Origin of the sequence: Flavobacterium sp., from assembly GCF_044361015.1 — a bacterium.
In the GTDB taxonomy this organism is placed as follows: Bacteria; Bacteroidota; Bacteroidia; order Flavobacteriales; family Flavobacteriaceae; genus Flavobacterium.
Map to the genome: position 1 here is coordinate 1 of NZ_JBIKJL010000016.1, position 23,937 is coordinate 23,937.

General features: G+C 35.2%; 20 protein-coding genes. 7 read left to right on the forward strand and 13 right to left on the reverse strand.

Annotated elements, in window-relative coordinates; genetic code table 11:
* The 4 genes from ACIQ2Z_RS05900 to prfB form a co-directional block, all read right to left on the reverse strand.
* Nucleotides 1-1,671, reverse strand: coding sequence for a pseudouridine synthase (locus ACIQ2Z_RS05900; RefSeq protein WP_396183225.1), 1,671 nt, complete (start codon nucleotides 1,669-1,671; stop codon nucleotides 1-3).
* A 47-nt stretch (nucleotides 1,672-1,718) separates the two neighbouring features.
* Nucleotides 1,719-2,147 (reverse strand): hypothetical protein, encoded by a 429-nt coding sequence (locus tag ACIQ2Z_RS05905; RefSeq protein WP_396183226.1) that lies wholly within the window; start codon nucleotides 2,145-2,147, stop codon nucleotides 1,719-1,721.
* 41 nt (nucleotides 2,148-2,188) lie between these two features.
* Nucleotides 2,189-3,817, reverse strand: a complete 1,629-nt coding sequence (locus ACIQ2Z_RS05910) for an acyl-CoA carboxylase subunit beta (protein WP_396183227.1) — start codon at nucleotides 3,815-3,817, stop codon at nucleotides 2,189-2,191.
* Between the two features lie 170 nt (nucleotides 3,818-3,987).
* Nucleotides 3,988-5,083, reverse strand: a protein-coding gene (gene prfB, locus ACIQ2Z_RS05915) for a peptide chain release factor 2 (protein ID WP_396183228.1) whose coding sequence is annotated in 2 segments (ribosomal slippage) — nucleotides 3,988-5,019 and nucleotides 5,021-5,083 — 1,095 coding nt in all. Because the reading frame shifts where the segments join, the coding sequence is not laid out codon by codon here.
* A 48-nt stretch (nucleotides 5,084-5,131) separates the two neighbouring features.
* On the opposite strand from prfB, the gene ACIQ2Z_RS05920 reads away from it, so the two are divergent.
* Entirely contained in the window at nucleotides 5,132-6,157 is a 1,026-nt protein-coding gene (locus ACIQ2Z_RS05920; RefSeq protein WP_396183229.1) for a threonine aldolase family protein, read from the forward strand.
* Nucleotides 6,158-6,166: 9 nt separating this feature from the next.
* Here ACIQ2Z_RS05920 and ACIQ2Z_RS05925 read toward each other — a convergent pair whose 3' ends face one another.
* On the reverse strand, nucleotides 6,167-6,490 hold the full coding sequence (locus ACIQ2Z_RS05925; RefSeq protein ID WP_396183230.1) for a YbaB/EbfC family nucleoid-associated protein: 324 nt from the start codon (nucleotides 6,488-6,490) through the stop codon (nucleotides 6,167-6,169).
* A gap of 141 nt (nucleotides 6,491-6,631) precedes the next feature.
* Here ACIQ2Z_RS05925 and ACIQ2Z_RS05930 point away from each other — a divergent pair, with 141 nt between their 5' ends.
* Both ACIQ2Z_RS05930 and ACIQ2Z_RS05935 read left to right on the forward strand, forming a co-directional pair.
* Nucleotides 6,632-8,692: a S9 family peptidase gene (locus tag ACIQ2Z_RS05930; protein WP_396183264.1), complete on the forward strand. Its 2,061-nt coding sequence runs from the start codon at nucleotides 6,632-6,634 to the stop codon at nucleotides 8,690-8,692.
* A gap of 78 nt (nucleotides 8,693-8,770) precedes the next feature.
* A complete protein-coding gene (locus ACIQ2Z_RS05935; RefSeq protein ID WP_396183231.1) occupies nucleotides 8,771-9,811 on the forward strand; it encodes a PLP-dependent cysteine synthase family protein in 1,041 nt (346 codons plus the stop codon).
* Between the two features lie 72 nt (nucleotides 9,812-9,883).
* On the opposite strand, the gene ACIQ2Z_RS05940 is transcribed toward ACIQ2Z_RS05935, so the two are convergent.
* The 3 genes from ACIQ2Z_RS05940 to gcvT all read right to left on the reverse strand — a co-directional run bounded on the left by ACIQ2Z_RS05940 (nucleotide 9,884) and on the right by gcvT (nucleotide 13,674).
* Nucleotides 9,884-11,668, reverse strand: a complete 1,785-nt coding sequence (locus tag ACIQ2Z_RS05940) for an ABC transporter ATP-binding protein (protein ID WP_396183232.1) — start codon at nucleotides 11,666-11,668, stop codon at nucleotides 9,884-9,886.
* 123 nt (nucleotides 11,669-11,791) lie between these two features.
* Nucleotides 11,792-12,502 carry a YebC/PmpR family DNA-binding transcriptional regulator gene (locus tag ACIQ2Z_RS05945; RefSeq protein WP_396183233.1) on the reverse strand — a complete coding sequence of 237 codons (711 nt, stop codon included), beginning with the start codon at nucleotides 12,500-12,502 and terminating at the stop codon, nucleotides 11,792-11,794.
* An 89-nt stretch (nucleotides 12,503-12,591) separates the two neighbouring features.
* A complete protein-coding gene (gene gcvT / locus ACIQ2Z_RS05950) occupies nucleotides 12,592-13,674 on the reverse strand; it encodes a glycine cleavage system aminomethyltransferase GcvT (RefSeq protein WP_396183234.1) in 1,083 nt (360 codons plus the stop codon).
* Nucleotides 13,675-13,887: 213 nt separating this feature from the next.
* Here gcvT and ACIQ2Z_RS05955 point away from each other — a divergent pair, with 213 nt between their 5' ends.
* The 4 genes from ACIQ2Z_RS05955 (at nucleotide 13,888) to ACIQ2Z_RS05970 (ending at nucleotide 18,344) form a co-directional block, all read left to right on the forward strand.
* On the forward strand, nucleotides 13,888-15,027 hold the full coding sequence (locus ACIQ2Z_RS05955) for an alpha/beta hydrolase (protein WP_396183235.1): 1,140 nt from the start codon (nucleotides 13,888-13,890) through the stop codon (nucleotides 15,025-15,027).
* Nucleotides 15,028-15,073: 46 nt separating this feature from the next.
* Complete coding sequence (locus ACIQ2Z_RS05960) at nucleotides 15,074-16,483, forward strand: leucyl aminopeptidase family protein (protein ID WP_396183236.1); 1,410 nt, start codon at nucleotides 15,074-15,076, stop codon at nucleotides 16,481-16,483.
* Between the two features lie 3 nt (nucleotides 16,484-16,486).
* Nucleotides 16,487-17,704: an acetyl-CoA carboxylase biotin carboxylase subunit family protein gene (locus ACIQ2Z_RS05965; RefSeq protein WP_396183237.1), complete on the forward strand. Its 1,218-nt coding sequence runs from the start codon at nucleotides 16,487-16,489 to the stop codon at nucleotides 17,702-17,704.
* Between the two features lie 94 nt (nucleotides 17,705-17,798).
* Entirely contained in the window at nucleotides 17,799-18,344 is a 546-nt protein-coding gene (locus tag ACIQ2Z_RS05970) for a hypothetical protein (RefSeq protein WP_396183238.1), read from the forward strand.
* A 63-nt stretch (nucleotides 18,345-18,407) separates the two neighbouring features.
* On the opposite strand, the gene ACIQ2Z_RS05975 is transcribed toward ACIQ2Z_RS05970, so the two are convergent.
* The 5 genes from ACIQ2Z_RS05975 to ACIQ2Z_RS05995 form a co-directional block, all read right to left on the reverse strand.
* Complete coding sequence (locus ACIQ2Z_RS05975; RefSeq protein WP_396183239.1) at nucleotides 18,408-19,598, reverse strand: hypothetical protein; 1,191 nt, start codon at nucleotides 19,596-19,598, stop codon at nucleotides 18,408-18,410.
* Between the two features lie 71 nt (nucleotides 19,599-19,669).
* Complete coding sequence (locus ACIQ2Z_RS05980; protein ID WP_396183240.1) at nucleotides 19,670-20,497, reverse strand: type 1 glutamine amidotransferase; 828 nt, start codon at nucleotides 20,495-20,497, stop codon at nucleotides 19,670-19,672.
* A gap of 277 nt (nucleotides 20,498-20,774) precedes the next feature.
* Nucleotides 20,775-21,884 (reverse strand): carboxylate-amine ligase, encoded by a 1,110-nt coding sequence (locus ACIQ2Z_RS05985; protein ID WP_396183241.1) that lies wholly within the window; start codon nucleotides 21,882-21,884, stop codon nucleotides 20,775-20,777.
* A 49-nt stretch (nucleotides 21,885-21,933) separates the two neighbouring features.
* Nucleotides 21,934-22,890 (reverse strand): RimK family alpha-L-glutamate ligase, encoded by a 957-nt coding sequence (locus tag ACIQ2Z_RS05990; protein ID WP_396183242.1) that lies wholly within the window; start codon nucleotides 22,888-22,890, stop codon nucleotides 21,934-21,936.
* 43 nt (nucleotides 22,891-22,933) lie between these two features.
* On the reverse strand, nucleotides 22,934-23,647 hold the full coding sequence (locus ACIQ2Z_RS05995) for an esterase family protein (protein WP_396183243.1): 714 nt from the start codon (nucleotides 23,645-23,647) through the stop codon (nucleotides 22,934-22,936).
* Between the last annotated feature and the right edge of the window lie 290 nt (nucleotides 23,648-23,937).

Below are 23,937 nucleotides of genomic sequence, written 5' to 3' on the forward strand. Positions count from 1 at the left end.
TCAAAACCCAACCTCATCCACAACTTCCATTTCCTTCCCCAAAACCGGATGCCAAAACCCAATCAGTTCCGCATGCAAATACAAGCGGTCGGCTTTGGTGCCGTATAAATCATCGCCAACTATTGGGGTGTTCAAACCTTCGGGGTGGGCGGCATGCACCCGCAACTGGTGGGTGCGACCCGTGATGGGGTGAAAGTGAATTAAGGTGGTGTTTTCGCGTCGCTCAATCACGTTCCATTGTGTTTTGGCGGGTTTGCCGTGTTGATAGCAAACCAATTGATTGGGGCGGTTGTCTAAATCTACTCGCAATGGCAAGTTGATTTCACCGCTGTTTTGTTCAATTATTCCGGAAAGTACCGCAACGTATTTTTTTTGTACCGTTCGCTTCATGAACTGAGCTTGCAAATTCAAATAAACTTCGGTGGTTTTTGCAATAACTAAAATACCGGAAGTCGACATATCCAAACGATGCACAATCAGCGGACCGGTAGCTTCCGGAAATTTTTCTTTGTAGCGACTGTACACCGAATCTTGTATTGATTTTCCGGGAACGGATAAAAATTCTGCCGGTTTATGAACGACGGATAAGTAGTCGTCGTCGTATAAAAAAGTGAGTTCTTTTCCTTCTGCCGGATTTTGAATCAGAGGGTTTTCATCCATTGCAATGCCTTCCAACATATGAGCCAAAATAGGTTTGCATTTTCCCGTACAAGCCGGATAAAAATGTCCGTGTTTACGTATTTCCGATTTCGGTGATTGTCCCCACCAAAATTCGGCCATCGCAATCGGTTGGAGTTGGTGAGCAAATGCATACTTCAACAATTTCGGAGCCGCACATTCACCCGCACTTGCCGGCGGATTGTCTTCAAAAATAGCTCCAAGACTTTTGGAAACGCCGTATTGATTCAAAAAGGAATACTGTTGAAACAATTTCTGTTGCAACGCTGCCGAATTCGCTTTGCGTTCCTCTTTTAACTGATTGATTTTGGATTGAAAATCAGCCACTTTTTGTTGGGATTTGGCAATTTCTTGGTTCCAAAAGTGGTTCATTTGTTTGAGTTGAATGCTTTCTAATTGGCTTTCTTTACTCAACCTTTTTTGCAAGGTTTTATAGGATTCAAAATCCAATTCCTGTTCTGCTTTTTCTCGCAAGGAATCGCGAATAATTTTGTTTTGTTTGCTGAGTTCTTTCTTTTCGGCTTTGTCTTTTTCGGCATTCACAAGGGTAGAGGTGAGTTCATTTTGAAACAAAATAAAATCGTCATCGTTTTCTAATGCTTCGATTTTTCTATTGTATTCGTTTAGGATTTTTTCTTCTTGTTTAAAGAAACCGTCTTGTTTCAACATGTCAAAAACGGGTGGAACAAAGTGTTGGTGTTCGTTGCTGTCGGCTAATTTTCCGGAGAATGCGGCTAAATAACCGATTTCGCCTACTTGATTTTGCACGACCAAAACGCCAAACATTTTTCCGATTACTAAGCCTTTTTGTCCTTCTTGTAAACCAAAATTGTGTTCCCAATCGGTTTGGGTTTGCAGATAGTCTTGCAATTCGGAAGCCGCTATTTTACTCAATTGATGCGGTTCGTAGTAAAACGGAAAAGTGAATTTTTGAGGTAAATTGATACCGGAAATGTTTTGTTTGAAAGCGATAAAATGTGAGTGGTTTTTCATCGCTGTAAAGCTATAAAAGGAAATCGGAATTTTGTTCGTTTTGGATTTTATTCCTTCTTTGAAATTTTTAAGTTTTCAATCCAAAAAATGTTGGATTTATAGAATTGAAGAGCGGTAGGCACAATTTTGTCTGTTAAGTCTCTTGGTGATTTTTTGATTAAACGGGCTATTGTTCCTGCAAAGTTTAACGTGTTTTTTGTATCCAAATCATCCTCATTGGTTGAAAAATGAAGAATTTTATTTTCAATCTTCCAATCTCCTTTACCGTAACTGTTTTCTTCTTTGCAAACCGAACAAATGATGTTTCGGTAAAAGTGAAAAGTAAACGTTTGATCAGTGTTTAATTTTAATTCATACTTAATCACATCCCCTTTTACATCTTTACTATAAAATTCATAAGTCCCTATATAGTCTTCGTTTTGAGCAGCAACTGAAGCTGAAATGAAAGTAATCAGCAAAAAGAGAATTTTTTTCATTGCAATTGATTTTCATTTTTTAATTCAAAAACTAAGCCAATTTATACCTGAATCACACCCAAATTAAATTTCTTTTCAATAGGAGCGTGGTTGGCGGCTTCAATACCCATGGAAATCCAAGTTCGGGTTTCTAAAGGATCAATTATTGCGTCGGTCCACAGTCGTGCCGCTGCATAATAAGGTGAAACCTGTGCATCGTAACGTGCTTTGATTTTGTCGAATAGTTCTTTTTCTTTGATTTCATCAACCACCTCACCTTTTGCTTTTAAGGAAGATGCTTCAATTTGTGCCAATACTTTAGCGGCTTGTGTGCCTCCCATAACGGCCAATTCGGCACTTGGCCAAGCCACAATTAATCGAGGATCGTAGGCTTTTCCACACATGGCGTAGTTTCCGGCACCGTAGGAATTACCAATTATCACTGTGAATTTAGGTACGACGGAATTGGCCACGGCATTCACCATTTTAGCACCATCTTTAATGATTCCGCCGTGTTCGGATTTGCTGCCGACCATGAATCCGGTGACATCTTGTAAAAAAACTAACGGTATTTTCTTCTGATTGCAATTCGCAATAAAACGAGTCGCTTTATCTGCTGAATCGGAGTAAATGACTCCTCCAAACTGAATCTCTCCTTTTTTTGTTTTGGAAACCGTTCGTTGATTGGCGACAATTCCAACCGCCCAACCGTCAATTCTCGCATAACAGGTGATGATGGATTGTCCATAACCATCTTTGTATAAATTCATTTCCGAATTGTCTACCAAGCGTTTAATCACTTCCATCATGTCGTATTGATCGGCTCTTGATTTTGGAATAATACCAAAAATATCATCTTCTTTTAATGCGGGTTTTTCCGCTTTTTCACGGTTGAAACCGGCTTTGTCATAATCACCAATTTTTCCAACAATACTTTTGATGCGGTCTAATGCATCTTTATCATCTTTGGCTTTATAATCCGTTACACCTGATATTTCGCAGTGTGTTGTGGCACCGCCTAATGTTTCATTGTCAATATTTTCGCCAATAGCGGCTTTTACTAAATAACTTCCTGCTAAAAAAATGCTTCCGGTTTTGTCTACAATCATCGCTTCGTCACTCATAATAGGCAAGTAGGCACCACCGGCCACACAACTGCCCATTACAGCCGCAATTTGCGTAATTCCCATGCTACTCATCACCGCATTATTTCTAAAGATGCGTCCGAAATGCTCTTTGTCAGGAAAAATCTCATCTTGCATCGGTAAATACACACCGGCACTGTCCACCAAATAAATAATTGGCAAACGGTTTTCCATAGCTATTTCTTGGGCACGTAAATTCTTTTTTCCTGTGATGGGAAACCACGCTCCGGCTTTTACAGTCGCATCATTGGCCACCACAATACATTGTTTTCCTTTGATGTATCCTATTTTCACAACGACACCTCCGGACGGACAACCGCCGTGTTCGGCATACATTCCGTCGCCCACGAAACCGCCAATTTCAATGTTTTTTGCTTTCGCATCTAATAAATAATCAATCCGCTCACGGGCTGTCATTTTTCCTTCGGCATGTAGCTTGGCAATTCTTTCTTCGCCACCACCTAGTTTCACTTGGGCAAAACGTTGTCTTAAGTCGGATAGTAAAAGTTTATTGTGGTCTTCGTTTTTGTTGAAGTTGATGTCCATAGGTTTTTTGGTAATTTTTTACAGATTGCTAAAATACAAAAACGATTGAGAAAAGGAAAAAGAGAATAGAAGAAAGAGGAAAGAAAAAAGACCATTGAAGGTAGAGCGAAGGTAAAAGAAACTTAAAGACCTAATTTAGAACCTCAGAACCTTAATACCTTAGAACCTTTCTATTCCTCTTTTTGTCCCATCATCATCAAATAGGCTTTTAAAAATTCATCTATTTCGCCGTTCATGACGCCGTCAACATCGCTGGTTTCACAACCGGTACGAACGTCTTTCACCAATTTATAGGGTTGCATGACATAGTTTCGGATTTGTGAGCCCCATTCAATTTTCATTTTTCCGGCTTCAATATCGGCACGTTGAGCCATTTGTTTTTTCAATTCAATTTCATATAATTGAGAACGTAACATTTGCATCGCCCGTTGACGGTTGTCTTGTTGCGAACGCGTTTCTGAACACTGAATTTGAATACCGGTCGGTTTGTGGAATAATTGCACTTTCGTTTCCACTTTATTCACATTCTGACCACCGGCTCCACTGGAACGAGAGGTAATAATCTCTAAATCGGCGGGATTGATGTCAATTTCAATGGTGTCATCTACTAAGGGATAGACATAAACAGATGCAAAAGAAGTATGTCGTTTAGCATTACTGTCAAAAGGAGAGATTCGAACCAATCGGTGCACTCCATTTTCACCTTTCAAATAACCGAAGGCATAATCACCTTCAATTTCTAGAGTTACAGTTTTTATGCCAGCCACATCACCTTCTTGAAAGTTTAACTCTTTTAATTTATAACCTTCCTTTTCAGCCCACATCAAATACATACGCATCAATATGGAAGCCCAATCACAACTTTCAGTACCACCGGCACCGGCAGTTATTTGTAATACGGCACTCATGCTGTCTCCTTCTTCGGAAAGCATGTTTTTGAATTCCAGGTTTTCAAGCAAGGAATTAGTTTGTTCAAAAATTGAATCTACTTCCTCATCAGTGGCATCACCGTCTTTATAAAACTCAAAAACCATTTGAAGTTCTTCAGCCAGGTTAGTTCCTTTTTGATAATCTTCTACCCATTTTTTCTTTGAACGCAAGTCGCGGACAACAATTTCTGCTTCTTTGGGATTGTTCCAGAAAGTAGGGTCAAAGGTTTTTTCTTCTTCGTTAGCGATCTCAATTAATTTCTTGTCGATGTCAAAGATACCTCCTTAACGCACCAAGACGCTCTACAATACCTTTTATTTGTTCGGTATTTGTCATAAATTATGTAATTTTGTTTTCGCAAAAATAAGCTATACTTTTCAAATTATGGAAATAAATTTAGTTAGTGATACCGTTACACGTCCGAATCAAGAAATGCTTCAAGCCATGTTTCATGCAAAAGTGGGTGACGACGTATTCAAACAAGACCCTACGGTCAATGAGTTTGAAACTAAAGTAGCCCATTTATTTGGAATGGAAGCGGCACTTTTTTTTCCATCAGGAACGATGGCAAATCAAACAGCTATAAAATTACATACTAATCCGGGCGACCAAATCATTTGTGATAAATGGACCCACATTCACTTATATGAATCAGGAGGTGCTTCTTCTAATAGCGGCGTTAATTTCAATCTCTTAGATGGTGAAAGAGGTATTATTACTGCCGAGCAAGTAGAAGAAGGAATAAACGATCCTAATTTTTATCACATGCCTTTGTCTAAACTAGTTTGCATTGAAAACACAACCAATAAGGGCGGTGGAGCTTGTTATGAACTGGAAGAATTACATAAAATTAAGCGAGTTTGTGTTAAACACAATTTAAAATATCATTTAGATGGTGCACGATTGTGGAATGCTATGGTTGCTAAAAATCAATCACCAAACCAATACGGTGAGCTTTTCGACTCGATTTCGGTTTGTTTTTCAAAAGGACTAGGTTGTCCTGTTGGTTCAGTCTTGTTATCAGATAAAGAAACAATTGTTAGAGCCTTACGTGTTCGAAAAATTTTTGGGGGAAACATGCGTCAATCTGGTTATTTAGCTGCAGCTGGAATTTATGCTTTGGAAAATAATATAGCAAAATTAGCTGACGATCACCGCAGAGCTAGAGAATTAGAAAGCAAACTTGCCAGTTGTTCTTGGATTGAAAAAGTGGAGCCGGTGGAAACAAACATCATTGTTTTTACACCAAAATCGTTTGTTTCCGATGCAGTTGTCATAGAAAAATTAAAACAGAAAAACATTCACATTAGTTTGTTGGGTAAAGGGAAATTAAGAATCGTCACTCACTTAGATTATAAAGAAGTGATGCACACGTATGTGTTAGAAGTGCTTGAAAAAATGAGTTTTTAAACTAATACTTTATTTAAACAAATCCATACCCGGAATATTAGGCATGCCATCTTTGGTAACAGCAGCTAGTTCGGTCTCATTTAAATTGGAGGCTTTTGCTATTGCTTTGTTCATAACCAAAACCAAATAATCTTCTAATTGCTCTTTATCGTCTAATAATGCCGGTGCAACTTCGATAGATTTTATTAATCGATTAGCGGTTAAGGTTACTTTCAAAAGGCCGTCATTACTTTGTTCATCAATCAAAACGGAATCTAATCGCTTTTTTGTTTCTTCTATTTTTTGCTGGGTTTCTTTCAGTTTTCCCATCATTCCCATGAGGTCTCCAAACATGTTAATAATTTTTATAGTTAATGAATTACAAAAGTAGTATATTGCATAGTTTTGAAATAATATTTTTTTATGAATTATAAAGGAGTCATGAGTTTAGTTTGTATTATTTTTGCAACTTCTTGTGCAAAAAAAGAGACAAACATGTTAGAAAATAGTATACCGCCTGTTGCCGCAAAAAAAGATACCGTTCTTGAAAAACACGGAGACAAACGCATAGATTCTTATTATTGGTTTAACAACCGTGAAAACCCGGAAGTAATTCAATATTTAAAAGATGAAAACGCCTATTATGAGCAAATGACTGCTCATACTAAAGCGTTTCAAAAAGAACTTTTTGAAGAAATGAAGTCGAGAATCAAAGAAGATGATGAATCGGTTCCATACCTGTATAATGGGTATTATTACATAACCCGTTTTGAAAAAGGGAAAGAATATCCCATTTATTCCCGAAAAAAAGGAAGTCTTACTGCAAAGGAAGAGATTATGTTTGATTGCAACGAATTCGCAAAAGGCAAATCTTATTTTAAACTTAGCGGGTTGAGTGTGAGTGAAGACAATAAATTAGTCTCTTTTGCCACGGATGAAAAGGGAAGAAGAATCTACACATTGCAAATAAAGAATTTGGAAACGGGTGAAATTTTAGCGGATAAAATTGAAAATACAACCGGAAATTCTGTTTGGGCAAATGACAACAAAACGTTGTTTTACTCCACACAAGATAAAAAAACGTTGCGTTCAGATAAAATATTTAAACATGTTTTAGGAGATGATGAAAAAAAAGCAACCTTAGTTTTTCATGAAAAAGACGATACATTCGCTACAATTATTCTGAAAACAAAATCAAAAAAATACCTTGTAATTAACAGTAATAGTACTTTAACAACCGAATATCAAATTTTAAATGCCGATAAACCACAGGAAAACTTTAAAGTTTTTCAACCAAGAACAAGAGGTTTAGAGTATGATATTTCACATTTTAATAATCATTTTTACATTGTAACCAATAAAGATAAAGCAACAAATTTTAAAGTGATGAAAACGTCTGAAGCGGCTACATCAAAAGACAATTGGGTCGATGTGATTCAACACAAACAAGATGTTTTGATTGAAGGAATAGAAATTTTTAAAAATTATTTAGTAGTGGAAGAGCGTTCCAATGGCCTGAGTAAAATAAAGATTATGCCATGGAGTGGAGGAGGAGATTATTATTTACCCTTTGAAATTGAAACGTACTCAGCTTTTGTTGGAACAAATGTTGATTTTGATACCGAAATATTACGTTTTGGTTATCAATCTTTAGCGACACCTTTTTCGGTTATTGATTTCAATATGAAAACTAAAACGAAAGAAGTGAAGAAAGAACAAACTGTTTTAGGAGGTAAATTCGACAAAAATAATTATAAAGAAGAAAGGGTTTGGGCTACTGCTTCGGATGGAACTAAAATTCCAATTTCTATAGTATATCACAAAAAAACCAAGAAAGACGGAAACAGTCCTCTATTGCAATATGCTTATGGTTCATATGGTAATTCAATGGAACCGGGATTTGATTCCTCTATTTTAAGTTTATTGGATAGGGGATTCATTTATGCCATTGCACATATCCGCGGTGGGGAGGAAATGGGTAGACAATGGTATGAAGACGGAAAATTATTGAAAAAGAAAAACACCTTTACAGATTATATAGATTGTTCTAACTATTTAATCAGTCAAAAATATACCAATTCCAAACACCTTTATGCGGAAGGCGGTTCAGCCGGAGGTTTGTTGATGGGAGTTGTAGTGAACATGGCTCCACAATTATATAATGGTGTAATTGCTCAGGTTCCTTTTGTGGATGTTATGACAACCATGTTAGATGAAACAATTCCGTTGACAACCTCAGAATATGACGAATGGGGAAATCCTAATGACAAAGTATTTTATGATTACATGAGGTCCTATTCTCCTTATGATAACGTAAAATCTCAAGATTATCCAAACATGTTGGTTACCACCGGATTGCATGATTCTCAGGTGCAATATTGGGAACCGGCAAAATGGGTTGCCAAATTAAGAACGGTAAAAATGGATAGAAATTTATTATTTTTAGATACAAACATGGATGCAGGTCATGGCGGATCTTCAGGACGTTTTGAAGCATTGAAAGAGACTGCAAAAGAATTTAGTTTTTTATTAGATTTGGAAGGAATAACTCAGTAATTAAAATTTTTTTATACATTTGCAAAGTTTTAAGGTTGCCAAAAACAATAGAAGTTTGCCTTGACTAACATATTTTTTATGAAACAACAGATTAAAGCCTATAATAGTGTATTGGATTTAATAGGTAATACTCCCTTAATTAAACTCAATAAAGTCACTGAAAACCTTGACGGTAATTTTTATGCTAAGGTTGAATCATTTAACCCCGGCCATTCCACAAAAGATAGAATTGCATTATATATTATTGAAGAAGCTGAAAGGCAAGGTATTTTAACGCCAGGCGACACAATTATTGAAACTACTTCCGGAAACACTGGTTTTAGTTTAGCCATGGTAAGTATTATAAAAGGATATAATTGTATTTTAGCGGTAAGTTCAAAATCATCTCGCGATAAAATAGATATGTTGCGAAGCATGGGGGCAAAAGTTTATGTTTGTCCGGCACACGTTTCTGCAGATGACGAACGTTCTTATTACAATGTTGCCAAACGTTTGCATGAAGAAACAAAAGGTTCCATTTACATCAATCAATACTTCAACCAATTAAATATTGATGCTCATTACAAAAGTACCGGTCCGGAGATTTGGGATCAAAGCAACGGAAATATTACTCACTTAATTGCTTGTAGTGGTACAGGAGGTACAATATCAGGAACAGCTAAATTTTTAAAAGAGAAAAATCCAAATATTAGAATTCTAGGTGTTGATGCTTTTGGCTCAGTATTAAAAAAATACCACGAGACTAAAGAGTTTGACAACGAAGAAATATATCCTTACCGCATTGAAGGTTTAGGGAAAAACTTAATTCCTTCGGCTACAGATTTTGATATTATTGATAAATTCATGAAAGTAACTGACGAAGAAAGTGCTCATGCCACCCGTGAAATAGCTTTAAAAGAAGGCTTGTTTGTGGGATATACTTCAGGTGCCGTAGTTCAAGCTATTCGTCAATTTGCCGAAGAAGGTGAGTTTGATGAAAATTCAAATGTGATTGCTATTTTCCCTGACCACGGTTCACGATACATGAGTAAAGTATTTAGTGATGATTGGATGAACGAACAAGGATTTTTTGACAGTGTGAATATGGAAGAGGTTCAAAAGATTGAATTTATTAAGTAGAAGAAAGAAAATAGAATATAGAAAAACTCCAAGTGTAAAGGCTTGGAGTTTTTTTATTGCAAACTATTGTTTTTAGTATTCTGAAAACTGAAGGTTACTCAGATTTTTGTAAATCCCTTTTTCAACTTCAAGCAATTCTTTATGCGTGCCTTGTTCAGCAATGACTCCATTGTTTAAAACTAAGATGTTGTCAGCACTTCTAATGGTAGCTAATCGATGCGCAATAATAATACTGGTTCTTCCTTTCATTAAGGTTTCTAGAGCTTCCTGAACCAGTTTTTCACTTTCACTGTCTAAAGACGAGGTGGCTTCATCTAAAATTAAGATACTCGGATTTTTCAATAATGCTCTGGCTATGGCAATGCGTTGCCGTTGACCACCGGATAATTTAATTCCACGTTCACCAACTAAGGTCTCAAATTGTTCCGGAAACCCATTGATGAATTCTAATGCGTTGGCTTGTTGAGCAGCAACTTTTATTTCTTCAAAAGTAGCATCGGGTTTTCCGTAGGCAATATTCTCTTTAATACTTCCGCCAAATAAAATAACATCTTGCGGAACAATACTCATATTGCCGCGAAGTTGCTCCAAATCGTAGTCGTATATGTTTTTATCATCGATAATAATCTCACCGCTATTCAAATCGTAAAATCGAAGGAGTAGGGCTGATATAGTTGATTTTCCGGCTCCACTCGGACCAACGAGTGCAATTTTCTGACCAAATTTTGCCGTGAAAGAAACATCTTTAAGTACTTCAATTTCTTTCCGAGAAGGATAGCTGAATCCCACATTTTTAAAAGTAACATTTCCTTTAATTTTCTCTGTGACAACTGGTTTGTTACCGTTGATGTTTTCAGGTTGTTCCTCCAATAATTCAAAAACACGTTCTGTAGCACCCACCGCCTTTTGAATTTGTGCATATAATTCTGCAATTCCACCAAAGGAAGCACCTACAAATGTTGAATACAAAACAAATGTAATTAATTGGCCTACAGACATTTCTCCTTTAATGCTTAAAATAACTCCAAACCAAACAACAGCTACAATTGCACCAAACAAGCAAAAGATAATAAACGAAGCAAAATAGCCACGATATTGACCTCCTTTAATAGCAATATTTACTATTTCTTTAATTTTGCTTTTGTATCGGGCTATTTCATACCATTCGTTGGCAAAAGCTTTTACGTTGCTGATACCTTGTAAGGTTTCTTCAACAATCACTTGACTTTCCGCCACTTGGTCTTGTACTTTCTTGGAGTATTTCCGGATGAAACGACCGAATATAACTGCAGCAAAAGCGACTAAAGGGACGACAGCTAACATCATTAAGGTTAATTTAATGCTTTCGCTGGCTAATAAAATTACACCACCAATAATCAGGATAAACTGTCTTAAAAATTCGGCTATAGTGGTGGTTAATGTATCTTGAATTTGATTTATATCCGAACTGATTCGGCTGTTTAATTCACCAACCCTTTTTTGAGAAAAAAAATTCATCGGGAGTTTTATTAAATTTGAATATAAGGCAAAACGTAGATTTGCAAGTGTATTTTCAGTAAAATTCACAAATAAATATACTCTAAAAAACGAAAAGAACGACTGCAAAAATAATATACCAATTAGGCCTAAGGCAACATTATTAGCTGCATTTATGTCTTTGTCTTTGACACAATCAACTAACATTCCCATTAGTTTTGGGAAGGCTAGGGCAGTACCCCCGGTTAGTAATAAAAATATCAAGCCAATAAAAAATTTCCATCTATGAGAATCAGCATATTTAAAAACCAACAATGCTTTGCTGAGTGACGAGGCGTTTATTTTTGCTTTAGGCAAATCGTTTTCTTTGAATCTAGCCATTTTTTTTATTGTAAAGTAAAGAATTAATAGGGGTTTAGATGCATGAACAAATGATAAATTCCAATCATTTAAAAACTAAAAAACTCCCTTTGCAGAGAGTTTTATAGAGCTTTTTGCTTTCAATTATTCTTGCATGGTGTGATACACATTCATCACATCGTCGTCTTCTTCAATTTTTTCCAGTAATTTTTCTACATCGGCCATTTCTTCGGGTGTAAGCTCTTTGGTAATTTGCGGAATACGTTCAAAACCGGAAGATAAAATTTCAATGTTGCGATTTTCTAATTCTTTTTGAATAGCACCAAAACTTTCAAAGGGAGCATACATTAAGATTCCATCTTCGTCAGCAAAAATTTCTTCTACGCCAAAATCAATCATTTCTAATTCTAATTCATCCACATCTTGACCTTCAGAAGGAATTCTAAAATTACAGGTGTGATCAAACATAAATTCAACCGAACCTTGTGTTCCCATTGTTCCGTTGCATTTGTTGAAGTAACTTCTAATGTTTGCTACTGTTCTATTATTATTGTCTGTTGCGGTTTCAATTAAAATGGCAATTCCATGTGGAGCATAGCCTTCAAACAAAACCTCTTTAAAGTTAGCGGTATCTTTGTCGGATGCCTTTTTTATCGCACGTTCCACATTGTCTTTCGGCATGTTGGCGGCTTTGGCATTTTGAATAACGGCACGCAAGCGAGAGTTAGTTTCCGCATTCGGTCCACCTTCTTTCACAGCCATTACAATGTCTTTTCCTATTCTGGTAAAAGTTTTAGCCATTGCTGACCAACGTTTCATTTTACGTGCTTTTCTAAATTCAAACGCTCTTCCCATTGCTGTTTATTTCAATATTCTTTTTTCGTTGTTCAATGTTCAAAATTTGACTGCAAAAATAACACTTAAACTGTTATTTCAAAAAATTATTACTTCTTATAAAAGGGTAATTTTACTACTTTCGCGGCTACTTTGTTATTTCTTATTTGAATAAAAATTTCACTTCCTTCAGAGGCAAATTCAGTTTTTACATAACCCATTCCAATTCCTTTCCCAAGAGATGGAGCCATTGTTCCCGAAGTTACAATTCCGATGTTGTTTCCATTTGCATCCACAATTTCGTAATCGTGACGCGGAATTCCGCGTTCGATTAATTCAAAACCAACCAATTTTTTTGTCACACCTGCTTCTTTTTGTTTTTTTAGATTTTCAGAATTAGTAAATTCTTTAGTAAATTTTGTAATCCATCCCAAGCCTGCTTCCAATGGGGAAGTAGTATCATTGATATCGTTTCCGTACAAGCAAAAGCCCATTTCTAAACGCAAAGTATCACGAGCGGCTAGTCCGATAGGTTTGATTCCAAAAGATGCACCGGCTTCAAAAACTTTGTTCCAAATTTGTTCCACTTCCGAATTTTTGCAATAAATTTCAAATCCGCCAGATCCTGTATAACCCGTTGCGGAGATGATTACATGCTCGATTCCTGCAAAATCAGCTACTTCAAAATGATAGTATTTTATTGCTGCTAAATCAACAGTTGTTAATGATTGCATGGCTTCTTCAGCTTTTGGACCTTGAATGGCCAACAATGAATAATCGTCCGAAAGGTTTTTCATTGAAGCTCCCATTATATTTTGCGAAGAAATCCAATGCCAATCTTTATCAATATTTGACGCATTGACTACCAATAAATATTTTTCATCGTTGAATTTGTAAACAATCAAATCGTCCACAATTCCGCCATTTTCATTAGGTAAACAAGAATATTGAGCTCTTCCGTTGGTTAAAACAGCAGCATCATTCGAAGTTACTTTTTGAATCAAAGCCAATGCATTCGGACCTTCCAATAAAAATTCACCCATGTGCGATACGTCAAAAACACCCACGCTGTTGCGAACGGTTTCATGTTCTGCGGTAACTCCCTCATATTGTACCGGCATATTGTATCCGGCAAACGGAACCATTTTTGCTCCTAAACTTTCGTGAATGTGTGTTAAAGCTGTATTTTTCATGTTGCTGTATTGTAATTTTGATGGGCAAATTTATTAAAAATAATGAAATTTTTGAGTGAAATACGCTGTCAAATTTATTTAATTGTTACTTTTTTATTTGATTAGTCATTATTCTTGCATAAATCAGATTTCTGTCCAAAAATATTTTCATTCACAATCCTAAAAACATATATTTACTTTTTTAATAATTAATACATTCTATTTTTTAATAGCATGAAGCAAGAAGAAAATATATTACCACAACACATTGAAAAAGAAATTATTGAACCCCAACTCAATTTACTTTTAACTACCGATGAAGATGACGATCGGCCGGTTTATATATCCGGAAATTTTAACAATTGGATTACGCAAGACAAACATTTTTTAATGGAAAAAGTCATAAAAGGCCTTTATCATTATAAATTCCCACTAGATTTTAAATATCCCGATGAATTGCTTTATAAATTTACTCGAGGCGATTGGAGTGAGGTTGAAATTGATAAGTACGGAAACCGTACCGAAAACCGTTCGTGCAAACAGCATAAGGGTCTAAAAAAAGAGCATGTTGCCAAATGGAGAAAAAATTGGTTACCCTTTAAAACTAATTTTTTACCAAAGGTTCATTTAATTTCTAAAGAGTTTGAGATTCCACAGTTGAATAAAACCAGAAAAGTTTGGGCTTTGTTACCGCACGATTATGAAACTTCAACCGAGCATTATCCGGTGATGTACTTGCAAGATGCTCAGAATTTATTTAATGAGAAAGCAAAGTACGGCAATTGGGAAATTGATAAAAAATTAGCCGTAATGGCGGAATACAAAATAGGAAACATTATAGTTATTGCAGTTGAACATGCCGATAATGAACGTATTTTGGAATACAACGTAGGTAATACGGTCTTAGGAATCGGTCAAGGGAAGAAATACATTCGTTTTTTAACCGATACTTTAAAACCATTCGTTGATGCAAATTTTAGAACTAAACCTGAACGTGAGCATACCGGTATCGGCGGAAGTTCTATGGGTGGATTGGTGAGTATTTTTAGCGGCATTATGTATCCGGAAGTCTTTGGAAAATTAATGATTTTTTCACCCTCGTTGTGGGTAGTTCCTAAAATTAAGTTATCTTTTTTAGATATGGAAGAGCCACAAGACACCCGCATTTATTTGTATGCCGGAGGAGATGAAAGTGCCACAATGATTGATCATGTAAAGAATTTTAAAAAAAGACTACATAAAAAAGATGCTATTAACGACAAAATGAAAGTACGATTGAGTATCAACGAACATGGAAAACATAACGAAGTGTATTGGAGTGATGAATTTCCAAAAGCGATAGAGTGGTTATTTTTTAGTACAAAAGAGGATTGAAAATATCCCTTTGAATGTCAAAAATTAAATAAAAAATTGTTAGGTTATGAAAATTCAATATACAAATAATCAATCCTTAAAAAAACTGAACTTAATCCCATATTTTGAAACGGAAGAAAGTATTGTTTTTAATGAAATTAAACTTTCAAAGTCAGTTTTCTCCGGAAAAAAAGACAGTCTTCACCTTCTTGAAATGGATGAAAACCTTTTTCTATTCGTCGGATTAGGAAAGGAACCCGACTATAAAATTATTAAAACTACGTTTAGAAGATTATCAGCCAAGCAGATTTTGCATTTTAAAGAGGAGGCTAAGCTTTTTCTTTCCGCTGATTTCTCCAACGAAAATGTGGAAGCAATTATCTCAGGACTTTGGTTAGGAACCTATCAATTAGGCCATTATAAAAAAGATAAAAAGCAGCATCCTTTGGAAAACGATGATTTTGATTTTGAAATCAATTCAGCATTAGAGGTTAAAAATACTGTTATTAAAGGTTTAAAAATTGCCAAAGCTCAATTAGAAACGTATCATTTAGTTGATTTGCCTCCTAATAAAATTACCCCAAAACATTTAGCCGATTGGGCTATGCAAACGGGTAAAAATTATGGCATTGAGGTTACAGTAATAGGTGCTGAACAAGCCTATATTTTAGGTTTAAATGCCTTTGTTTCGGTAGGAAAAGGAAGTGCTAACGAATCGCAGTTTATTATCATGGATTATCATCCTACGAATGCTAAAAAGCACATAGGTTTGGTTGGTAAAGGTATCACTTTTGATACCGGTGGTTTAAATATAAAAACGGCCGGAATGGTTCATATGAAATGTGATATGGCAGGCGGAGCGGCTGTTTTAGGGTCTATGCTACTGATTGCCGATTTACAATTGCCCTATCGGGTTACTGCTATCGTTCCTGCTTGTGAAAATTCGGTAGATGCTAATTCTTTTTTACCCAGCGATGTAATTGGAAGTTACAGCGGTCATTCCATTGAAATCATTGATACCGATGCAGAAGGAAGACTAATTTTAGCGGATGGATTAGCATATTTAATCAAAAATTACAACCCGGAAACTGTTATTGATATCGCTACTCTAACCGGAAGCAGTGTGGCTACTTTTGGATACGAATGTGGAGCGTTATTCAGTAAGAATGATAAGTTATTGAAACAGTTGCAAAAGTCTGGTGATATTACAGGTGAACGGCTTTGGCCTTTGCCGTTATGGGATGTTTATAAATCAGATATTGAAAGTGAAATTGCCGATGTAAAAAATTATTCAGGAAAACCGGTTGCCGGTGCTATTTCTGCTGCAAAATTTTTAGAATTTTTTACTGAAAATCATGTTTCATGGGCACATCTCGATATTGCTGGCGTTTCATTTGTAGATGATGAATTTGCCAAAACCAAGCATGCTTCTGCATTTGGTGTGCATTTAATTACTAATTTTATTGAAAACCTATAGTCTATGAAAAACACTGCTAAAACATTCATTTGTATTTCTAATTATTTTAAAGGGAATGATTTTTTAATCAATATGAAGAAATTGGGTAACAAAGTTTATCTCATAACTTCAGAAAAATTACAGAACCAACCTTGGGCTTATGAGTCAATTGAAGAAATTTTTTATATGCCGGGACAGGATGTGGATTGGGATTTAGATATGCTATTGCACGGGGTAGCCGGATTAATGCGGAAGGAAAAAATTGATGCAATTGTTGCCTTAGATGATTTTGATGTGGAAAAAGCAACTTTTTTACGTGAAAATATCCGTATGGATGGAATGGGACAAACGACCGGTCGTTATTTCAGGGATAAATTAGCCATGCGGGTAAAAGCACAATCGGAAGGCGTTCCGGTTCCTGCTTTTAGTGCGTTGTTCAATGATGAATATATCAATCATTTTGCCGATACCGTTTCGCCTCCATGGGTTTTAAAGCCGCGTTCAGAAGCATCAGCAACCGGAATCATGAAAGTGCATTCGAAAGAAGAATTATGGCAAAAAATTCATGAATTGGGAGACAATCGTATTAAGTATCTGGTTGAACAGTTTAAACCCGGAGCAGTCTACCATTGTGATGGATTGAATTTTAACTCTAAAGTGTTGTTTAGTTTGACTTCGCAATATTTAGCCACGCCGATGGAAATTTCACAAGGTGGCGGTATTTTTAGAAGTGCCAATATTCCGTATAATTCTGCCGATGACAAAGCCATCAAAAAAGTGAATGAGCAAGTGATGAAAGCGTTTGGGATGAAACACGGGGCTACGCACACCGAGTTTATCAAATGCAATGAAGACGGAAAAATTTACTTTTTAGAAACGTCTTCTCGAGTAGGAGGTGCTCATTTAGCCGAAATGGTGGAAGCCGCATCCGGTATCAATTTATGGGGAGAATGGGCTAAAATTGAAGATGCACTTGTTCGTGGAATCGAGTACAAAGTACCCTCTCCAAAGAATCAGTTTGCTGGAATTGTCTTGACCTTATCCAAATATGAACACCCTGATTTGAGTGGGTTTAATGACCGTGAAATTTGTTTTCGGGTTCCGTTGGAATACCATGCCGGTTTGATTGTAAAATCAGATAAACCGGAACGTGTTCGTGAATTGTTAGATGATTATGCAGATCGACTGGTTCAAGATTTTTCTACTGTTTTAAAACAAAAAGAAGTAAAGAAATTTCATTAAATTAAAACATAGTAATTTTTATTTACCATATCAGTCATATCAGTTTTTTTATGTTTTAAACTTAAATGACTTATTTGGTTAAAAATAATTTAGATTGAAAACTTACCACCAAAATAACTTCCACAAACACACTTTTTGCCTTTGGAAAGAAGTTTCTCAAGCTGATTTTGAGTTACAAAAATCGCATTTCAAAAGTAAGTCGGGTAGTGAATATTTTTTTACCGAAGAAGGGGTTTATCGCATGAGCAATCATTGGGGACGAGCTGCCAATTGTCGCTGGCGACTCGTGTCACAAGGAAATTATAAAAGTCAGCATACCATAGTAGGTTTTGCAAAATGGACCGATTTTTATCCGAATGATGAAACTGCAAAATTGTTTTTTATTCAAGTTGATTTTGAACAAAAGTCAGTCGATTTTTATCACAAAAACATGCCTCTGTACGATGGCAAAGCTATTTTACGAAACGCAACTGAAACAGCCAAAACTATTAAAAACATTAAACAGGTTTTAAATGAAGAGGATTGGGCGAAGTATTTGGTGTATGAGGATTTGGAGGAGTTGAGGATGGAGATTGTGGAACAATTGGTTCATTCGAACCTGAATTTTAATGAAATTAAAAAAACATTCTATAGTATTTAAACATTAAGTAAAAAAGAATGATTAAGAAATTCATTAAGCCTTAATTTCTTATTGTTAAAAAAATTACTTTTCAAACATCCCAATCGTTCCACCCACCCAATCTTTGTCTTTGTTGAATTTAACACCAATCATTTCGCCTCGGCTGAGTCGCACTAAGTTGGTTACTAGAGTAGGCGAGGGAGCGTCTTTTTTCCAAACGGCTAACAGGCGGACTTCGGCTTTTACTTTGCCATCCGGTGATTGAATAATGGGAAGATAGTTCACTTTCTTCTGGAGAATGTATAAATCTTTTTCTGTAACGGCTTCGATGTCTTCTTTTTTGACGTGAAAGATTACGCCACTTCCGGAAAATGAAAACAACGGTTTGAGTACATAGTTTTCTAAATCAGTTGGAATTTCTTTTAAATCGCTTAATAATGTGGTTTCGATGAAATATTTTCCTTTTAAATAAGGCAAAATAAATTTACTGATGCGGAAAAACCAATTCGGATGTCCAGCCCATTCCACGTCTAAATCGGCAGAAAAATCAAAGTTGAGTTGTAAATCGGTACGCAAATCCAATTCGTCAAAAATTACTCGGTTATAAATGCGTTTTACTTCAACTTTAAGTCCTTTATCATTGGTGTAATATAGTTTTCTTGCTTTTTGAATTAATTCTGTTACACAAACTATCGGAATTCCAATGTCACGTTTGCAGTAATAAAAATCAATTTTGGTATTTTGCTTTTCCGGTTCAATTTCTAATAGAATTACGTTTTCTTTCGGATAATTATTACAAATTACTTCTTCAATTAATTTCAAATACGATTCATTATCCAAACCATTTAGAAAAGGAGTCAATTCATTTAGAAAAGGGTAGAGGTCAGCAAATTTTTGTGACAATTGATTTTGAAAATTAAACAACGAAGGAAATCCTTGTACTTCAATTAGTTTTGGTATGATGTTTCCGTTTTCTTCACAAATTCCAAAATCAATGGCTAAAAAGGTAGTATGGTTATCTTCATTTGGAACTTTTCTGTTTAATTCTAATGCTATGTTTGTTAATTCTTTAAAACCATCTTGTTGAATAAAAGCGATCACTTCATTGCAGCCTTCTAACAATTGATTTTTTAATGTATTTGAGATGAAAAAAGGCGTTTCACCAATTCTAAATGTAGGTCTATAGTTAAAATCAGTTGTTATCGAATCGATTAATTGATTGTATTTTTCGGTGGTAAATTGTTCGTTGAATTGTTTTCTGTACGCTATATTCATATCAAAATTATTTTTAAAAAAGGCACAAAAGAAAATACTAGTGTGCCTTGTTGAAATTTAAAATTATAAACCTAGTTAGAGAGTATTTTTTTATGTTTCAACAAATCGTTGATGGCAATTCTAAGAAAATTTGGAATGATTGTTTCGTTGGTAAGGTAAATTTTATCTTCTTCCACTAAATATTCCAACATTTTCAAGAATTTAACCCGACCTTTCATGGCAATAATTTTTTCACGGAAAGCCCTGTTTTTCATGTGAGCTAAAAAACTGATAGGATCTGCTTCTGGATGAAATTGTAGTCCAACGATTTCATTAGAAAAACGAATACCCATAATAGCACGTTCGTATTGCACATGGTCTCTTATTTTTTCTAAGGCGATAATTTCAGCACCCATTTTCTTGAAAAGTTTCAAATGTGGTTGCACTACTTGATAATCGCGACTATCGATTGAAAAGAATGGATTGTTTAAGCCTTCAAATAATGGGTCGGTTAAACCATTATTCACTTTATGCATTGTCATCACACCAAATGAAGTATCTTTCCGTTTATTGATTTCTGCCATACCAAAGTGTTTGCAAGCCATTTGGAAGGAATGACAAATGAACAACACATGTTTTTTCATTTCATTTTCTTTATTCCATTTCCATATCGAATCGATTAAATTATAATAGTTTACATCCCAAACTCCATCACCTTCCAAAGGATTACCAGGACCACCGGTTGAAATATAAATATCAAATTTACTGATTTCCGGTAATTCATTTTTTCCCCGAACATCAAAGATTTGAAATGAAACCATTTGATTGAATCGGTTAATGATATCGATGATACATCGCATTCCCTGATTGGGTTCGCCGTCATACATATCTAATACCGCTATTTTGATTTGTGTATTCATTTGATAACTATTTATTGATGCAAAGATAATGTATTTGATTTAGTGGCTTGTAAGGTTTAATTTTCTTTATTCAATAGAAATTAACAATTTAAAATGGAACACTGATTTTATGGATTAAATGGATTTAAGCAGATTTCTCTTTGAAGTTTCGCTTAATGGATTTTAAAGGATTTCGTTGTGCTAATATTTTTATTGGTTTGCAAGAGATTGCTCCGCCAGTTCACAATCGCTCGTGTCCTATTGCGATTTCGTCATCTTTCGGATGACAAAAATGCTTTTAAATTCCTTTTGTAAACTCGCTTGTGATGAAATCGACTACTTTGGTTAAATCTTGGGTCTCTTCGAAAATAGCTAATTGTTTGGCGGCTCCGGTTCCTTCTCTAAGGATGGTGTGAACGTAATTAATTTCGTCTCGGCTTCCCAATTCATCCACGACATCATCAATAAATTCTAGTAGTTCCAAAATTAGCTCTTTGGTTGGTACTTCTTTTTGCAAACCAAAATCAATCATATTTCCTTGCACACCATAACGGGCGGCACGGAATTTATTCTCTTTTATCAATGCCAAACGATACACATTAAAACTGGTGTTAGCCATGTTTAATCTATATAATTTTGCTACAATTGCCTGAATAATAGCTACAATACAAATCGTTTCATCCACCGTTAAACTCATATCACAAATACGAAATTCTATGGTATTATAAAAAGGATGCAATCTTAAATCCCACCATATTTTCTTGGGATTATCAATACAATTTGTTTTAACTAAGGTTTCTAAATAATTATCATATGACTGAACCGAATCAAAATATTCCGGTAAACCGGTTCTTGGAAATTTGTCAAAAACTTTCGTTCTAAATGATTTGTATCCCGTATTTCTACCTTCCCAAAAAGGGGAGTTTGTTGATAAGGCAAAAATGTGAGGTAGAAAATAACAAGCTTGATTAATTAGTTGTAAACCAATTTCTCTGCTTTCAATGCCGACGTGACAATGCATTCCGAAAATTAAATTTGAACGGGCAGCGTCTTGTAATTCATTTACAATGGTGTGATACCTTGGATCATCTGTAATAGGTTGATCTTGCCATTTAGAAAAAGGATGAGTTCCGGCTGCACCAACAACTAAACCTTGATTAGCAGCTAATTCAACGATTTTTTTTCTTAAAAAAGTGATTTCTTCTCGAGCTTCTTTTACATTTTTACAGATGTTAGTGCCTACCTCCACAACGGATTGATGCATTTCAGCTTTCACTTGTTCCTGTAAAATAATTTTTGCTCCATCGACAATTTTCGACATGTGTGAACGTAAATCCCTTGTTTCCGGATCAATAATCAAATATTCTTCTTCTACACCAAGTGTAAAAATTGGCAATTCTTTCTTCATAATCATTTTATTAAAAAAACTGTTACTTATTTAAAATAAGCTATTTGTATTAAAATCGTTTTGCATCATTTACAGAGCCTTTCATAAAAGTACCCCAAGTAAGGTTCATTTGTCCGTCTTTGTGATTTTTAGCATATTCTATAGCCATTTTAGCGGCTTCTTCAACAACCCATTCAAAGTTTTCTTTACCCACGGAAGTCAATTCAGCATCAGGAGCTGGATTTCCAAAATCAATAGCGTATGGAATTCCATCACGAACGGCAAATTCTACAGTATTAAAATCATAGCCCAATCCCTTACAAAGGCGAAGTGTATAATCTTTTACTGTAGCCAATAGTTTTTTATCAGCCGGAGGACCATCGACAACATATCTTAAATGATGGGGATTACGGGGTTCATAAGACATAATTCGAACTGCTTTACCACCTAAACAATAAACACGGAAATATTGGTCGAAAACAATTTCTTCCTGCAAAAGCATAACCAATTGTCCGGTTTCACGATGAATTTCCCAAAACATATCACGATCTTCTAATCGATAGACGTTTTTCCATCCACCACCGGCATAGGGTTTCATGTAGGCAGGAAATTTTACATAGTCAAAAATTGCTTCCCAGTCCATAGGGTATTTTAAATTTCTAAATGATTTGCTGGTTGTATCCGTTGGATGTTCTGCAGAGGGAAGAATTACTGTATTTGGTAATGGAACGCCCAATACATCAGCTAAACAATTATTAAAAAATTTATCATCAGCACTCCACCAAAATGGATTATTGATAACTGCAGTTCCGGTTAAAGCAGCATTTTTTAAATAGGCACGATAAAATGGAACATCTTGAGAGATTCTATCAATTATCACGGCATATTCTGTTGCTTTATTTTGAACTACTTTATCAATGGAAACGGCTTCAGCAATGATTCCTTTTTCATTTTTTGAATTAACACGATTTATAAATGCTTGTGGGAAGGTATCTTCCATTCCGAATAAAATTCCAATTTTTTTCATTTTGTATTAATTTAATTATGATTAAATAATGCTTTCTTTATTGTTATAAAAACTTAATTCTTGATAAATAATGAGGAAACATTTCTTTCCAAACCGGCCAATCATGTTCGCGGTTTTGACGAATATCAAGCCAATGAGGAACATCACGTTGAGCAAGAATTCGACTTAATTTGAGATTTGCATCAAAACAAATATCCCAATTCGAAGTACCCAAAATAATATCCATATTCCATAATTCACGATCGTTCAAACCATGCAAATAATCTTCGGGACTATTATAAAAAACATTGTCATCATGATGACCATCCATGAAGTTTTTAATGTTAAATGCTCCTCCCATTGAAAATAGATGACTTACATAACCCGGGTGGCGAAATGCAAAATTTGCCGCATGATATCCTCCAAAACTACATCCGGCGACAGCAACTTTACCGGAATAGGTATTATTTTTGACTCTTTCTACAATTTCATGACAAATCATTTTATCATACCAAACATGGTTTTGAATCCGATGTGTGGGGTGAATATTTTTATTGTAAAAACTTTCTTTATCAATGCTGTCCGGACAAAATATTTGAATTAACCCTTGTTCAATATACCATTTTGCGGATTCAATCAAACCTTGATCTCTATTTTCATAAAAACTTCCCATCGAAGTTGGAAACAAAATAACCGGATATCCTGCATGACCAAAAACTAACATTTGAATCTCTCTTCCTAAGTTAGGGGAGTGCCATTTGAAATACTCTTCTTTCATGTCATAGGTTTTAACAATAATACTGAATTTTAGGCAGAATATAACATGAGGAATTGTGATTTTGTGATTTTTATGATTATATGTTTATGAATATGAAATGAATATATAAAACACAAAAAACACCGCTAAAATCGTACTACCTTTCAATAATTTGCAATAAAAATGATGCTTTTTATATTGATTACGAGTTGTTTTAAGTACCAATTATACCTTTTTAATTAAAAAATCATTTAAGAATATACAATTTGGGCAGTAAAATGAAGTAAAAAATGCGTAAATTTATTGAACAT

Coding starts and splice junctions, on each gene's coding strand:
- ACIQ2Z_RS05900 (WP_396183225.1), bottom strand. CDS start 1,671: ATGAAAAACCACTCACATTTTATCGCTTTCAAACAAAACATTTCCGGT.
- ACIQ2Z_RS05905 (WP_396183226.1), bottom strand. CDS start 2,147: ATGAAAAAAATTCTCTTTTTGCTGATTACTTTCATTTCAGCTTCAGTT.
- ACIQ2Z_RS05910 (WP_396183227.1), bottom strand. CDS start 3,817: ATGGACATCAACTTCAACAAAAACGAAGACCACAATAAACTTTTACTA.
- ACIQ2Z_RS05920 (WP_396183229.1), top strand. CDS start 5,132: ATGGAAATAAATTTAGTTAGTGATACCGTTACACGTCCGAATCAAGAA.
- ACIQ2Z_RS05925 (WP_396183230.1), bottom strand. CDS start 6,490: ATGTTTGGAGACCTCATGGGAATGATGGGAAAACTGAAAGAAACCCAG.
- ACIQ2Z_RS05930 (WP_396183264.1), top strand. CDS start 6,632: ATGTTAGAAAATAGTATACCGCCTGTTGCCGCAAAAAAAGATACCGTT.
- ACIQ2Z_RS05935 (WP_396183231.1), top strand. CDS start 8,771: ATGAAACAACAGATTAAAGCCTATAATAGTGTATTGGATTTAATAGGT.
- ACIQ2Z_RS05940 (WP_396183232.1), bottom strand. CDS start 11,668: ATGGCTAGATTCAAAGAAAACGATTTGCCTAAAGCAAAAATAAACGCC.
- ACIQ2Z_RS05945 (WP_396183233.1), bottom strand. CDS start 12,502: ATGGGAAGAGCGTTTGAATTTAGAAAAGCACGTAAAATGAAACGTTGG.
- gcvT (WP_396183234.1), bottom strand. CDS start 13,674: ATGAAAAATACAGCTTTAACACACATTCACGAAAGTTTAGGAGCAAAA.
- ACIQ2Z_RS05955 (WP_396183235.1), top strand. CDS start 13,888: ATGAAGCAAGAAGAAAATATATTACCACAACACATTGAAAAAGAAATT.
- ACIQ2Z_RS05960 (WP_396183236.1), top strand. CDS start 15,074: ATGAAAATTCAATATACAAATAATCAATCCTTAAAAAAACTGAACTTA.
- ACIQ2Z_RS05965 (WP_396183237.1), top strand. CDS start 16,487: ATGAAAAACACTGCTAAAACATTCATTTGTATTTCTAATTATTTTAAA.
- ACIQ2Z_RS05975 (WP_396183239.1), bottom strand. CDS start 19,598: ATGAATATAGCGTACAGAAAACAATTCAACGAACAATTTACCACCGAA.
- ACIQ2Z_RS05980 (WP_396183240.1), bottom strand. CDS start 20,497: ATGAATACACAAATCAAAATAGCGGTATTAGATATGTATGACGGCGAA.
- ACIQ2Z_RS05985 (WP_396183241.1), bottom strand. CDS start 21,884: ATGAAGAAAGAATTGCCAATTTTTACACTTGGTGTAGAAGAAGAATAT.
- ACIQ2Z_RS05990 (WP_396183242.1), bottom strand. CDS start 22,890: ATGAAAAAAATTGGAATTTTATTCGGAATGGAAGATACCTTCCCACAA.
- ACIQ2Z_RS05995 (WP_396183243.1), bottom strand. CDS start 23,647: ATGAAAGAAGAGTATTTCAAATGGCACTCCCCTAACTTAGGAAGAGAG.